Genomic DNA, 13155 nt, shown 5'->3' with positions numbered 1-13155 from the left:
CCGGTGCCGCCGCGGGGCGGCGCCGGCCCGCCGGCGGGGGCCGGGTGCCGGTCACCAGTACGTGATGCAGATGCAGCTGGCGCCGAACCACTCGTCGGCCAGGCAGCCGCAGTGGCCGGTGGTCACCTCGACGCCGTGGGCGGCGGGGGTCACCTTCTGGGCCGTGGGGCGGTCGGCGGCCTGCGCGGGGGCGCCGTAGGGGGTGGACGGCCGCGGCAGGGCGGCCTCGGCAGTGAACTTCGGGGCGTTCATGATCATCGCCTGACCGTGGACTTGACGATCTCCGGCGGCAGCGAGCCGCAGCACGGACAGCCCTCGGCCGTGACGCACAGGCAGTTCGGGATGCACGAGCCGGGCAGGCCTCCGTGGGGGGCCAGTTGCGGTAGGACGCTCAGGGGCGCCGCGCACCCGATCGGCTGGCGGCCGAGGCCGTAGCGGCCCCTGGCGGGTGCGAGTGATTTCTCTCCGGTGAAGCCCGGCAGTACGGGTTGCCGTGACATGTTGTCGTCACCGATCCTTCCTGATTCGGTGCGTCATCTCGTGACGTAGGGTGCGAGCTTGCTGACCAGGAACGGGAACTTCTCGGTCACGTCGACCCGGACGTAGTACTTGTCGACCACGTCGGTGGTCCGGTCGCGGTAGGCGAGGATGACGTCCACCAGGCGGCGGCCGGCGCCCAGCCGGGAGGCGTCGACCTCCACCGCGCTCAGCGGGGCGTTCTCGGCCAGTCGGCGGGCGGTGACGTGGTAGATCGCCGGGTAGCGCACCGACAGGTAGTTGAGCGCCCGGTGCTCGTCCGTCGCACCGGCGTTGTCGGCCAGCTGCACGACGTTCAGGAACAGGTCCTTGGCCACCGGCTCGAACTGGTCGGCGCCAAGGCCCTCGGCCGGGGGGATCGACCTGATGAGGGAGTCCGCGTCGAAGCAGTAGAGCTGGTCGAAGAGGCAGATCGGCAGGGTCAGCCCGTTGCACATCTCCGGTGGTGCGACCGGGCCGAGGGTGCCGATGACGACGTCGACATCGGCGTCGGTGAGGCGTTGGGCCGCCCTGAGGGACTTGATGAGCAGTTTGAAGTCGGCGGGGTCGCGGGGGCGCAGGAGGTAGGTCTCCAGCCCCTCCACCGTGAGGACCCAGCACATCTCCCGGGCCAGGTAGCGGTTCTCGCGGCGGGCGAGGAGGCTGCGGACGGCCTCGCGGTCCGTCAGGCCGGCGGCCTTGGAGCGTCCGGCCAGCTGGGCCCACTCCTTCTCGACGCCCAGGGTCGGGAAGCGCGGTTCGATCCGCCCGAGGGCGTAGACGTGGTTGGCCGCGGCCTGCGGGCCCGGCATGGCCTGGGCGGGGGCCGGGTCCTGGGCCGGGGCCACCTGGGCGCGGTCCTGCGCCGGGTCCTGGGGCGGCGGGGGCGCCGGGGGCGGGTACGGGTCCGGGGCCCTGGTCCGGTCCTGGGGCCGGGTCTGGACCGGTGTGGCGGTCGGGTCGCCACTGGCCACGACCTGCAGGCTCTCCTGGTTCTCTCTCGGCTCTTCTCTCGGCTCTTCCATGGTCACCCTCCGCGTTCCAGCTGTGGTGCGTACTCGTGGAATCCGGTCAGTCGCGGCGGCCGGAGACGACCATGCGGCGATTGAGCGCCTCGGCCCGCCGCAGGCATCCTCCGCAGGGCCTGATGCCCAGGGTGGAGGTCGCGCGCTTGACGGCGTCGCCCAGGCCGATGTCCTCGTCGGAGACGAATCCGGGCAGGCGGACCCGGACCGGCGGGCGCTGCGCCCGCTTCTGCTTGGCCATCGCTGTCACCTCACCTCTCTCGCTGTCGGTCGGCCTCGCTGTCGGTCGGCTTCGCGTCGGTCGGCTCCTGCTTCCTGCTGTCGGTGGTCTCCCGTTGTCGGTCGTCTGCCGCTGCGGGTCGTCTCCTGTCGGTCACCCTTCGCGGCTGAGCAGGGTGTAGGCGTGCCAGGCGTCCAGCAGCGGAGGGACCACGCCGCGGCGCGGCCAGGCGACCGCGCGCAGCAGCGCGGAGCGGACGGCCGCCCCGCGGGCGTGCGGGACCAGCGACCACAGGAGTGCGGCGGCGCCGGTGACGAAGGGGCTCGCCGCGCTCGTGCCGCTCGCCCGTGCGCAGCCTCCTCCCGGGGCGAGGCCGGTGATGTCCCGGCCGGGTGCGCCCAGTCCGCGCCGTCCGGTGGAGGCCGCCAGGTCGGATCCGGGCATGAGGACCGCGTCGGCGCCGTAGGCGACCACCGGGATCGCCCAGGGGTGCCTGGTCAGCGCGGATCCGCCGACCAGGCCGCGGTTGCCGGCCGCGGCGAGGACGACCACCTCGCGGTCGCGGGCGTAGTCCAGCGCCTCGCCGAGGCGGCGCTCGCCGGCCGGTGCCAGTCCGACCAGGGCGGCGCTGATGTTGAGCAGCAGTGCGCCGCCGCGCACACACTCGATGATCGCGTCGGCCAGTTCCTGTGCCGTGGTGGAGGGTCCTGCCTCCTGTGCCGTGGTGAAGGGTCCTGCGGGCAGGGCGGCGCCCTCGGCCACCGGGGCGGCGGTGTCGGTGAAGATCGGGCGTACCAGCAGGGTGCAGCCGGGGCAGATGCCGGGGGCGGGTGTGCCGCGGCGCGCGTGCAGCAGTCCGGCGACGAAGGTGCCGTGGGAGGCGGCCGCGCCGGGGGCCGGGGCGGGGGTGGGGACGGCGGGGCCGATCGCGCGGATCCGGTCCGCGGCGAGGGCGGGGTGTGCGGAGGCCACCGGGCCGTCGATCAGTCCGATGACGACCTCGGGGCGGCCTTCGGTCGCGGCGGCTAACCGGCCCAGCCGGACCAGGTCCCCCTCGGTGCTTCTCGCCCCGGTCAGTTGTTCCGTCACGGTGCTCACCGGCTCAGCGCAGTGGTGCGTCCACAGGGGGTTTCGCGGGTGGTACCTCCACGCTAGCACCGTTCCAACTACCGGCCCCCGCCGTGGAATACCGGTCCGGTTCGGCTTCGCACCGGCCGGTGGGGACGCTGTGTCACCGGCGGCCGTGTTACCGGCGGGGCGGGCCTTGGCCGCGCGGGGGCGCCGGGTGCGCGCGGCTACGGTGCGTTCGCGCGAGGGGGCCCGGCGGCGGGTGCCGCCGGGCCCCTCGGATGCGGTTCTACCGGGCCTGGACCAGGGTCAGCTGGTGGTGATCGAGGTGTCGTCGACCACGAAGCTCGTCTGCAGCGAGGAGTCCTCGGTGCCGGTGAACTTCACGGTGACGCTCTGGCCCGCGTAGGCCGAGAGGTCGAAGGTGCGCAGCTGGTAGCCGGTCGCCTTGTCGACGTTGGAGTAGGTCTTCAGCGCGGTGCCGTTGACCGTGACCGCCAGCTTGTCGTACACCGTGGTGCCGGTCTCGGCGGTGTCGATGTGCAGGTAGAAGCCGAGCGTGGCCTTGCAGCCGGCCGGGATGGTCACCGTCTGGGCGAGGGTGTCCGTGTGGGTGGAGCCGTAGCCGTTCATCCAGGCCTTCCAGGTGCCGCCGTGCGCGGCCTGGGAGGAGCTGGAGTCGACGACGCCGCTGGAGGTGGTCCAGGGGGCGGCGGTGCCGGTCTCGAAGCCGGCGTTGCCGAGCAGCTGCGCCGGGGTGCAGGTGCCGCCGGTGGTGGTGACCGTCCAGGCGAAGGAGGTGGAGCCGGTCTTGTTGGCGGCGTCCTTGGCGGTGACGGTGACGTTGTAGCTGCCGGCGGTGGTGGCGGTGCCGGTGATCAGGCCGGTGGAGGCGTTGATCGACAGGCCGGCGGGCAGGCCGGTGGCCGAGTAGGTGAGGGGGGCGGTGCCGCCGGCGGCGGTGATCTGGAGGTTGGCGGCGGCGCCCACGGCAGTGGACTGGCTGCCCGGGTTGGTCACCGAGACGGTGCCGCTGCCGGCGGGCTTGGTGAGCAGGCAGCCGGCGACGTTGAGGTCGATGACGCGGCCGTTGCCGAGGCAGGTGGTGAACCAGTAGGTCTCCTCACCGTAGCTCTGGCCCTTGGTGGCGGTGGTGGTGCCGTCGGCGGCCACCTCGCAGGGGTTGTTGAGGGTGCACATCTGGCCGTCGTCGTTGCCGGTGTTGTTGATGCCGACGATCTTCTTGCTGGCGGCGTCGACGATCGGCGAGCCGGAGGTGCCGTGGGTGGTGTTGCAGCCGGCGCTGTAGCGCAGCGAGTCGTGCCAGCTCCACTCGTCCTCGCGCAGGGTGGGGACGAAGCCGTTGATCGAGCAGTTCCACACCTGCTTCCAGTACGAGGAGGGTATGTACATCGAGGAGCCGTCGACCGGGTGGGTGTCACTGATCGTCAGGGCGGTGGCGCCGTACTTGGAGGTGATCGACGCGAAGGTGTCGGTCAGCTGGTAGAGCGCGACGTCGGTGCCGGTCATGGTGCCGTAGAGGACCTTGTCGGCCTGCACGGTGCCCAGCGAGGCGCCGGAGGAGCTGAGCAGGGTGCCGCTGCGGCTGGCGGAGGCGTTCTGGATGACCTGGCCGGCGGAGGGCATGGTGGGCAGGCAGTGCCCGTTGGTGAGCATCATCGCCCGGTCGGCGTCGACGGAGGAGGGGTAGCGCACGAGCGCGGCGGAGCAGTTGCTCAGCGCGATGGTGGAGGTGAGGTCGCCGGCCTGGAGGGCGGGGGCGGCCAGGGCGGCGGGGGCGGCGCCGAGGGTGCCTGCGACGACCGCGGCGGTGCCGACGGCGGCGGCAAGTGCCTTGAACATGCGTCTCCTTGTGGGGGATCGCCGGGCGCGCGAACGGTTGCGAACGCCCGAACCGCACGAAACTGCCATGGGCACTTCAACACCGTCAACCGTTCCGTCGAAATTCGCGGCCGGGATCCCCTGGGGGCGCGTCCCGCTGCGGGCCCAGCGGGGCGCCGGCGCCACCGGGCCGAGGGCGCGAGCGGGTTGACGCCGCGTCCGCGAGACCGAGCTTGCCCACACCACCCTCACCGCGTAGGAAGCGGTCGAGTTCCGCCGCGAGGTGTACGACGTGCTCCACTCGCTGCGGCCCGACCGGGGCCCCTTCGCCGAGTCCGCCCACCCGGCGGGCACGACGGCGTGACCCGCCGCCGACCGGCGCGGCGACACCGCGCCGGGCCCCTGCCCGGCAGTCCGACGACCGTGAGGACCACGGTCCCCGGCTGGAGCAACTCCAGCCGGGGAGCGTGGTCCTGCTACTGAAAGGGGCCGAGCGGCCTTCGGCCGACGGGGTGCCAGGAGGTGGGCATCAGGACGGTGTCGATGATGTAGACGGTGGCGTGGGCGGTGTGGACGTCGCCGCACAGGGCCTTGGCCGCGGCGCTGACTGAGGTCGGGGCGGCGCCGGCGGCGGTGGTGTCGTGGCCCTCCGGGGTGCGGTGGGCGCCGGCCAGGCGGCGGGGGCCAGGCGGCGGGGGACGACGTGGTGGTGAGGATCCTGGTGAGCACGGCCGGGCTCAACACCCGGGCCCGGGCGGCGGGTTCAGATGGCGCGGGCGAACGCGCGCAGCGTCAGGCCGAGGTACTGGAGCAGCAGCACGATCGCGAACCCGCCGTAAGCGGCGCTCTCCAGTGCCCCGTTGGTCATCCCCGCCCCGGTCAGAGCGGGTCTGATCCACAGCAGCAGGAGGGTGGCCACGGCCGGCAGGACGGTCTGTGCGAGCGGTCTCCAGGCGAGGTCGTGCAGTCCCTCGGCGCCCGTGACCAGTGCGGCGACCACCACGAAGGCCGCGCAGAACACCGCGAAGAAGCAGAGCAGGAAGATCCGCTGGCCGCCCACCGTCCAGCCCTTCTCGACGTGGCGCTCCAGGTGCAGGGTCTCCTTGACCAGGGCCCCGAGCTGCGGGGCCGAGGGCGCCCACAGGGCCTGGACCCGGTCGTCGGGCTTCGGCTCCTCGCGGGTGTCCGCGCCCCAGGCGGTGATCCGGCGGCCGTCGGGCAGCACCAGCACCAGGTCGCCGTGGTAGTGGGTGACGTTGCCGTCGGCGTCCTCGGCCTCCTCGAAGTCCACCGTCTCGACCACCGTCGCGGTGACGATGGCCGCGCCGGCCGACTTCAGCTCGCGGACGGCCTCTCCCCCGTCCATCTCGTCCAGTGCGCCGGGGACGGCCATCACGAGCGGGAGCAGGATCCAGACGGCGGCCTGGCGCACGAACACCCAGGGGGCGGCGCTGAAGTCCTCCGGCACCCGGTCGGTGCACCGCCGGGGGCGGGCGTCCTCCTTGGCCAGCGACACCCGCCGCTTCCACGCCCGCGCCCGCTGGCGCACCCGGACGGCCTTGCCCGCCCACAGGGCGAGCGCCCTGATCCAGAGCAGCCCGACCCCGGTCCAGCCGAGGGCGAGCAGGCCGGTCAGCGGCTGCACGGCGCCGCCGCCCAGGGCGAACGCCCGTACGCTCGCGGTGGCCAGCGCCGCCCACGCGCCGACCGCGCAGATGCGCGCCACCCAGATCAGCACCCGCCCCACCGGCCACCCCCAAGATCGAATACGCGGGCGGAGTCTCCCACACCCGGGTGACGGGCTCCAGCGGCCCCCCGGCGGGTACCCGCCCTGGCGCAGTGACTAAGCGCTTGCTTAGAATCGGGCCCGCAGTGCGGCGCGGGCCGCGCTGGGACCCCAGCCACCGGGAGACGCCATGATGTCCGCCGTGAACCGCCAGATCCGCCTCGCCCGCCGGCCGGTGGGCGAGGTCGGGCCCGAGGACTGGGAGCACGTCAGCGAGCCGGCCGCCGCGCCCGGCGAGGGGCAGTTCGCGGGGCGCACCCGGTTCATCTCGCTGGACCCGGCGATGCGCGGCTGGCTCGACGACCGCCCCTCCTACCTGCCGCCGGTCGGCCTCGGCGAGGTGATGCGGGCCGGGTCGGTCGTCGAGGTGACGGAGTCCAACCACCCGGGCTTCGGGATCGGCGACCTGGTCGTCGGCAGCTTCGGCGTCCAGGAGCACGTGGTCTCCGACGGGCGGGGCGCGCTGCGGATCGACCCGTCCGCGGCCCCGGCGTCGACCTTCCTGGGCGCGCTCGGCATGCCGGGCATGACCGCCTACTTCGGCCTGCTGGACGTCGGGGCCCTCCAGGAGGGCGAGACGGTGGTGGTCTCCGGCGCCGCGGGCGCGGTGGGCACCCTGGTCGGCCAGATCGCCAAGGCGAAGGGCTGCCGGGTGGTCGGCATCGCCGGCGGCGCCGAGAAGTGTGCCCTGCTGACCGGCGAGCTCGGCTTCGACGCCGCGATCGACTACCGCTCCGAGGACGTGAAGAAGGCCCTTCGCACCCACGCGCCGGACGGCATCGACGTGTACTTCGACAACGTCGGCGGCGACATCCTGGACGCGGCCCTGGCACAGCTGGCGATGCGCGCCCGGGTGGTGGTCTGCGGCGCCATCAGCCAGTACAACAGCACCACGGGCGTCCAGGGGCCGTCGAACTACCTGTCGCTGCTGGTGCGCCGCGCCCGGATGGAGGGCTTCGTGGTGTTCGACTACGCGCCGCGCTTCGCCGAGGCCGCCCGCGAGCTCGGCGCCTGGATCGCCGCCGGCCGGATCACGGTCCTGGAGCACGTGGTGCGGGGCACCCTGGACGACTTCCCGCAGACCCTGCAGATGCTCTTCCGGGGCGAGAACACCGGCAAGCTCGTCCTCGAACTGGTCTGAGCACGGGGCCGGCGGGGCCGGCGGGGCCGAGAGGCGGCGGGCTGGCACCGGCGGGGCGGCAGGGGCGGCGGGGCCGCTCAGACGGTGAGCGGGCGGTCGGAGGGCGCGACCGGGGCGGGCAGCTCGGTGTCGCCGCGCAGGTAGCGGTCCACGGCAGCGGCCGCCGAGCGGCCCTCGGCGATCGCCCAGACGATCAGCGACTGGCCGCGCCCGGCGTCGCCCGCGACGAACACGCCGTCCGCCGCGGCGGCGAAGCCCTCGTCGCGGGCGAGGTTGCCCTGCGGGTCGAGGGCGAGGCCCAGTTGGGCGGCCAGCCCGCCCTCCCGCCCGGGGCCCTCGGGGCCCTCGGGGCGCTCGGGGCCCGAGAAGCCGAGGGCCAGCAGGACCAGCTCGGCCTCGACGGTCCGCTCCGTGCCGGGCAGCGGGCCGCGGTCGCCCGGGCGCGCCTCGGCGAAGCGCACCGCCGCCAGCCGCCCGCCGGCGCCCGCCTCGAAGCCCACCGTGGTCGCCGCGAACAGCCGGGGCTCGCAGGCCGGTCCGCCGGCCTCCTCGTGCGAGGTCGTCACCCGGTACACCTTGGGGTGGACGGGCCAGGGCTGGTCGGGCGCGCGGCGCCCGGGCGGGCGGGGGTTGATGTCCAGCTGGGTGACGGCCGCCGCCCGCTGGCGCAGGGCGGTGCCCAGGCAGTCGGCCGCGGTGTCGCCGCCGCCGACGATGACCACGGCGCGGCCCTCGGCGGACAGCGGGGACAGCGGGTAGTCGCCCTCGTCGACCCGGTTGGCCAGGGTCAGGTAGGTGATCGCCTGGTGCACCCCGGGCAGGTGGCGGCCGGGCACCGCGAGGTCCCGGCAGACGGTGGCGCCGACCGCGACCACCACCGCGTCGCAGCGGGCGCGCAGCTCGTCCGCGGGCAGGTCGCGCCCGACCGCGACGCCGGTGCGAAAGCGGGTGCCCTCCGCCTGCATCTGCGCGATCCGCCGCTCCAGGCGGTGCTTCTCCAGCCGGAACGGCGGGATGCCGTAGCGCAGCAGCCCGCCGATCCGGTCGGCGCGCTCGTAGACCGTGGTGGTGTGCCCGGCGCGGGTCAGCTGCTGCGCGGCGGCCAGCCCGGCCGGGCCCGAGCCGACGACGGCCACCCGCTGGCCGGTCATCCGCTCGGGCGGCTGCGGCGGGTCGTAGCCGCGCTCCCCCGCCCGCTCGGCGATCTCCAGCTCCACGTTCCTGATCGTCACGGCCTCGGCGTCGATGGCCAGCACGCAGGCGCTCTCGCAGGGGGCGGGGCAGAGCCGGCCGGTGAACTCGGGGAAGTTGTCGGTGGACAGCAGGCGCGCGGCGGCAGCCCGCCAGTCCTCGCGGGCCACCAGGGCGTTCCAGTCCGGGATGACGTTGCCCAGCGGGCAGGCGTGGTGGCAGAAGGGCAGGCCGCAGTCCATGCAGCGGTCGGCCTGGCCGGCGATGAGCGGCAGCAGCGCCCCCGGCCGGTAGACCTCGCGCCGGTCCCCCAGCCGTTCCTCGGGGGCCCTGCGCTCGCGGGGCCGGCGGGGCGTGGTGAGGAAGGCCTTGGGATCGACCTGGTGGTCTGCCATCGCGGTCTCCGGCAGGGCGTGCCAACGCGGGGGCGGTGACGCCGCGTGTGCCGGGCCGGGGACGGGCGCGCTCCCGGTCTGCGCGCCACCGTGTGGCCACCGTACGCCTGCGCACCGCCCCGCGACAGCGGCCGGGACCGCGGCCGCCCCCGGCCCGGCCCCTACCCCGACCCCGGCGGCTACCGGCTACCGGCTACCGGCTACCGGCTACCGGCTACCGGCTACCGGTCAGCCGGTCACTGGTCGGAGTAGCTGAGGTCCCCCAGGGTCCAGCTGCTGACGTCCTCGATGGCGATGCGGTACATGCCGCCGGTGTGCGGCAGGCCGAAGCTGCCCTGCAGGATCTTCGCGACGTGCAGGTGCAGGTGCGTGGCCGACCCGGTGGCGGGGGCCGGGGAGCGCGCGGGGTCGGTGAACAGCGGCGCGAACGGCTTGAGGTGCTCGGAGGCCTCCAGCACCTCGGCGACCCGCTCGCGCCACACCGCCTCCGCGGCGAGCCTTCCCGTGATGACGGCCCCGGGGACGACCACGGTGATGGGCATCTGGTTGCTTCCCGTCGACTCCACCATGGTGGCGACGTCGGTGAGCAGTTGATCCGGTTTCGACATGCCGCCAGGCTAACGCGCCCGGCCCGGCACGGGCAGGGCGCGCCGGGGGCCGTCGGCGTGGTGGCACGCGGCGCGGGGCGCCTGCGGCCCGCCGCGGAAAACCCTCCGCGTCGCGGACCGCCCCCACCGATCGCCCGCCGCGGGCCGTCCGCTGCGGGGCCGCGGAAATCCCCGGGCGGGCCCGGGCGCGGGGTGCACGGGGTGTTAATTCGGCGGACGCCGGCCCGCCTCCGGGCGGACACCGGCCGCACACCCGGCGGCGGGCGGGAATACCGGCGGCGCCGGCGGGATCCGCCGCCGCACATGCCAAAGGGCCTGTACCGCGCAATTGCGTGGTACAGGCCCCTGGAGCCGTTCGGCGAGGCCGATCAGCTTGTGCTGTCCGGCCTGGGGCCGTTCAGCGGGAAGTACTAGAGGGGGCGAATGTTCTCCGCCTGCGGGCCCTTCTGGCCCTGCGTGACGTCGAACTCGACCTTCTGGCCCTCGAGCAGCTCACGGAAGCCCTGGGCGTTGATGTTCGAGTAGTGGGCGAAGACGTCCGGGCCGCCACCCTCCTGCTCGATGAAGCCGAAGCCCTTCTCCGCGTTGAACCACTTCACAGTGCCATTAGCCATAAAAAATTCTCCTTCAAAGGGCATCCCGAAACCCGCACCTCGCAGGTCCCGCGTCGCCGCGATGAGCACCCACCCGGGTAAACCCGGGAAACAAAAATGCGCCTGCGGTCACAACCGACAGGCGCACACAAAGTTCATGGGAACCAAAACTGCAACTGATAACGACTGTAGCAGGTGTGGCGGCGGAGCGGCGGATTTTCCCCCGGCGGGTTTTCCGGGCCCCGTCACAGCACCCCGCGGGCGGCCCCGGCGGCGGGCCTGGGCCGGGGCTGGCCCGGGCCCGGGCCGGGACAGGGGGTCAGCCGGCGGGGGCCGGGGCGGGCTGCTCGGCGTCGCCGAAGCGGGCCAGGGTCAGCGCCCCGACGATGGCGGCGGCGAAGCCGGCGACGGCCAGCGGCACCGCGTCGTGGCGGGTGCGGTCGCCCAGCAGGAGCACCCCGACCACGGCCGGGCCCAGGGTCTCCCCCAGCACCATGGCCGCCGTGGCGGAGGTGACCGACCCGCTCTGCATGGCCAGGGTGAGCGCGGCGAAGCCGCCGATCCCGGCGACGGCCACCGCGTACGCGGACGGCTCGGCCAGCAGCTGCGGCAGCCGCGGGGAGGGCAGCACCCGCACGGCGACGCCGAGCACCCCGAACTGCAGGCCCGCCACCAGGCCCAGCAGCGGGGCGCGGCGGGCGCGGGCGAGGCGGGCGACGGCCCAGCCGGCCGCCGTCAGGGCGATCGCCGCCGCCAGGACGCCCAGGCGCAGGGCCTGGTTGCCCTTGCCGTCGCCGTCGCGTCCGGCGGTCAGGGCCAGGACGACCAGCCCCGCGCAGACGGCCGCCACCCCGGCCCACTCGCTGCGGCGCAGCCGGACGTGCAGGGTGCGGGCGGCGCCGACGGCGGTGACGGCGAGGGCGGAGGACAGGGCGGCCTCGACCACGTAGAGGGGCAGGCGCTGCAGGGCGACGAGTTCGGCGACGAAGCCGAGCATGTCGAGGGCGACGCCGGCGAGGAAGGGCCACTGGTGGAGTGCGCCGGTCAGGGCGGCGGTCTGGCCGTGGCCGGGGTCGGGTGCGGCGCGGCGGGCGCCGAGTGCCTGGAGGACGGTGGCGGAGCCGGTGAGGAGGGCGGCCACGAGTGCCGACAGCAGGCCGAGGGACATGGGGCGACGGTACGGGGGCGGGCGGGTGCGCGGTGGGCGGCTCGCGGGCGAAGGAGGCCGGGGCGCGGGTGTTCTGAGGGTGTTTCAGCTGGCCCGGTGGCCGGAAGTGATCGCTCCGCTCCGACTTGACGGCGTACTGTCGTATGGTCGAAGCCGCCGGGGCGGGCGGCACCCTTGATCCCGTCGGCGGCGGCATTCTAGGATCAAAGTGAAATGTCACATGGCAACGGAGCTGTCGTGGGGGATCACACCGTTCCAAGCCGGGGTACCGCCACAAGCGCCCTGCCCAGGCCGTTCTACCGGCTCGCCGTCGGCGACGCCGTCTCCAGCTACGGCAGCCAGCTCAACATGGTCGCGCTCAGCCTCTTCGCGTACCAGGCCGCGGGCAGCGCCATCGGCACGGCCGGGTACCTGGTGCTGCGCCTGCTCGGCGGGTTCGGCGCCGGCCTGCTGGCCGGGCGGGTGGTCGCCCGCGTCGACCGGCGGCTGCTGATGGTGGGCTGCGCGTTCACCCAGGCCACCGGGCTGGTGGCGCTCGCGCTGGTGCCCGAGCACCTGCGGATCCCGGTGCTGTACCCGCTGGCGCTGCTGTTCGGGTCGGCGGGCACCCTCTCGGCCGTCGCGCTGCGCAGCAGCGTGCCCGAGATGGTCGGTCCGCAGTTGCGGGCGCGCGCCAACGGGGTGCTGGTGACGGGGCGTTCGACCGCGATGGTGCTGGGTTTCGCCTCCGCGGGGGTGCTGGTGGCCTGGGCGGGGTTCCACGCCGCGCTGCTGACCGACGCGGCCAGCTTCGCGGTGTTCGGCGCGGTGGTGCTGCGGCTGCCGCTGCGCACCCGGTCCGACGGCGGCGCCGAGGCCGCCGCTCCGGTACGCCCGGGCGGGCGGTGGGCGGGGCTGGTGCTGCTGCGCGCGCTGCCGGTGGTCGGCGCGATGGTCGCCATCCGGCTGGTCGACGCCTTCGGCTCGGCCGCGCACAACATCGGCCTGCCGGTGTTCGCCACCCAGCACGCGCCGGGCAATCCGGCCGGGGTGCTGGGACTGTTCTGGGCCACCTGGGCGGTCGGCAGCCTGGGCGCCCACCAGCTGGTCTCCCGGCTGATGCTCAAGCGGGGCAGGGAGCCGGGCGAGCGGGCCTTCGCGGTGGGCACCGCCCTGATGTCGGCCTGCTTCATCCTCGCCTTCACCGGGCTGCCGACCCCGCTGTTCCTGGTCGTCGCCCTCGGCGCCGGCCTCGCGGACGGCTTCACCGAGATCTCGTACACCACCCGGGTCCAGGCCGTCGACGACGACCGGCGCGGGCAGGCCTTCGGGCTGGTGGCCAGCGCCGAGAGCCTCGGTATGGGCGTCGGCATGCTGCTCAGCGCCGGGCTGATGGAGCGCTTCAGCCCGCTGACGGTGGTCGGCTTCTCGCACGCCGTGCCGATCGCCCTGGCAGCCGGCTTCCTGCTGCTGGTGGGGGTCGGCGCCCGGCGCCGGCGCGCACCCGCCGCCCCCGCCGACCGGGCCCTGTCCGACCCCGCCTAGGACGCCCGCCCAGGACGCCCCGGCCGGGACGCCCCGCCTGAGACGGCACCCGCCCAGGACACCCCGCCCAGGACACCC

At 74.5% G+C, this 13155-nt stretch carries 11 protein-coding genes and 2 pseudogenes; 2 read left to right on the top strand and 11 right to left on the bottom strand.

Going from position 1 to position 13155, the window contains the following annotated elements:
• Positions 1 to 51: 51 nt before the first annotated feature.
• The 7 genes and pseudogenes from ACGFZP_RS21115 to ACGFZP_RS21085 form a co-directional block, all read right to left on the bottom strand.
• Complete coding sequence (locus tag ACGFZP_RS21115) at positions 52 to 258, bottom strand: hypothetical protein (RefSeq protein ID WP_392935081.1); 207 nt, start codon at positions 256 to 258, stop codon at positions 52 to 54.
• A gap of 275 nt (positions 259 to 533) precedes the next feature.
• Complete coding sequence (locus tag ACGFZP_RS21110) at positions 534 to 1541, bottom strand: hypothetical protein (RefSeq protein ID WP_392935078.1); 1008 nt, start codon at positions 1539 to 1541, stop codon at positions 534 to 536.
• A 46-nt stretch (positions 1542 to 1587) separates the two neighbouring features.
• Entirely contained in the window at positions 1588 to 1782 is a 195-nt protein-coding gene (locus ACGFZP_RS21105; protein WP_392935075.1) for a hypothetical protein, read from the bottom strand.
• A gap of 132 nt (positions 1783 to 1914) precedes the next feature.
• A complete protein-coding gene (locus ACGFZP_RS21100; RefSeq protein ID WP_392935074.1) occupies positions 1915 to 2859 on the bottom strand; it encodes a S8 family serine peptidase in 945 nt (314 codons plus the stop codon).
• Positions 2860 to 3138: 279 nt separating this feature from the next.
• Positions 3139 to 3858 (bottom strand): annotated as a pseudogene (locus tag ACGFZP_RS21095) (putative Ig domain-containing protein); the annotation flags it as partial.
• Positions 3859 to 4068: 210 nt separating this feature from the next.
• Positions 4069 to 4692 (bottom strand): annotated as a pseudogene (locus tag ACGFZP_RS21090) (serine protease); the annotation flags it as partial.
• Positions 4693 to 5434: 742 nt separating this feature from the next.
• Entirely contained in the window at positions 5435 to 6409 is a 975-nt protein-coding gene (locus tag ACGFZP_RS21085) for a hypothetical protein (RefSeq protein WP_392935071.1), read from the bottom strand.
• Between the two features lie 181 nt (positions 6410 to 6590).
• Here ACGFZP_RS21085 and ACGFZP_RS21080 point away from each other — a divergent pair, with 181 nt between their 5' ends.
• The gene (locus ACGFZP_RS21080) at positions 6591 to 7598 is read left to right on the top strand and encodes an NADP-dependent oxidoreductase (RefSeq protein ID WP_392935537.1); all 1008 of its coding nucleotides are present in this window, start codon (positions 6591 to 6593) and stop codon (positions 7596 to 7598) included.
• A gap of 77 nt (positions 7599 to 7675) precedes the next feature.
• Here the strand turns inward: ACGFZP_RS21080 and ACGFZP_RS21075 are convergent, their stop codons facing one another.
• The 4 genes from ACGFZP_RS21075 to ACGFZP_RS21060 form a co-directional block, all read right to left on the bottom strand.
• Positions 7676 to 9184, bottom strand: a complete 1509-nt coding sequence (locus ACGFZP_RS21075) for a glutamate synthase subunit beta (protein ID WP_392935069.1) — start codon at positions 9182 to 9184, stop codon at positions 7676 to 7678.
• 236 nt (positions 9185 to 9420) lie between these two features.
• Positions 9421 to 9792 (bottom strand): hypothetical protein, encoded by a 372-nt coding sequence (locus tag ACGFZP_RS21070; RefSeq protein WP_392935068.1) that lies wholly within the window; start codon positions 9790 to 9792, stop codon positions 9421 to 9423.
• 410 nt (positions 9793 to 10202) lie between these two features.
• Positions 10203 to 10406, bottom strand: a complete 204-nt coding sequence (locus tag ACGFZP_RS21065; protein ID WP_042388274.1) for a cold-shock protein — start codon at positions 10404 to 10406, stop codon at positions 10203 to 10205.
• 298 nt (positions 10407 to 10704) lie between these two features.
• Positions 10705 to 11553 carry a hypothetical protein gene (locus ACGFZP_RS21060; protein ID WP_392935065.1) on the bottom strand — a complete coding sequence of 283 codons (849 nt, stop codon included), beginning with the start codon at positions 11551 to 11553 and terminating at the stop codon, positions 10705 to 10707.
• Between the two features lie 237 nt (positions 11554 to 11790).
• Here ACGFZP_RS21060 and ACGFZP_RS21055 point away from each other — a divergent pair, with 237 nt between their 5' ends.
• Complete coding sequence (locus ACGFZP_RS21055) at positions 11791 to 13077, top strand: MFS transporter (RefSeq protein WP_392935064.1); 1287 nt, start codon at positions 11791 to 11793, stop codon at positions 13075 to 13077.
• Positions 13078 to 13155: the final 78 nt, after the last annotated feature.

Origin of the sequence: Kitasatospora sp. NPDC048239, from assembly GCF_043202015.1 — a bacterium.
GTDB lineage: Bacteria > Actinomycetota > Actinomycetes > Streptomycetales > Streptomycetaceae > Kitasatospora.
This window is presented reverse-complemented; position numbering and strand designations above follow the sequence as displayed.

Coding starts and splice junctions, on each gene's coding strand:
- ACGFZP_RS21080 (WP_392935537.1), top strand. CDS start 6,591: ATGTCCGCCGTGAACCGCCAGATCCGCCTCGCCCGCCGGCCGGTGGGC.
- ACGFZP_RS21110 (WP_392935078.1), bottom strand. CDS start 1,541: ATGGAAGAGCCGAGAGAAGAGCCGAGAGAGAACCAGGAGAGCCTGCAG.
- ACGFZP_RS21105 (WP_392935075.1), bottom strand. CDS start 1,782: ATGGCCAAGCAGAAGCGGGCGCAGCGCCCGCCGGTCCGGGTCCGCCTG.
- ACGFZP_RS21065 (WP_042388274.1), bottom strand. CDS start 10,406: ATGGCTAATGGCACTGTGAAGTGGTTCAACGCGGAGAAGGGCTTCGGC.
- ACGFZP_RS21060 (WP_392935065.1), bottom strand. CDS start 11,553: ATGTCCCTCGGCCTGCTGTCGGCACTCGTGGCCGCCCTCCTCACCGGC.
- ACGFZP_RS21075 (WP_392935069.1), bottom strand. CDS start 9,184: ATGGCAGACCACCAGGTCGATCCCAAGGCCTTCCTCACCACGCCCCGC.
- ACGFZP_RS21115 (WP_392935081.1), bottom strand. CDS start 258: ATGATCATGAACGCCCCGAAGTTCACTGCCGAGGCCGCCCTGCCGCGG.
- ACGFZP_RS21070 (WP_392935068.1), bottom strand. CDS start 9,792: ATGTCGAAACCGGATCAACTGCTCACCGACGTCGCCACCATGGTGGAG.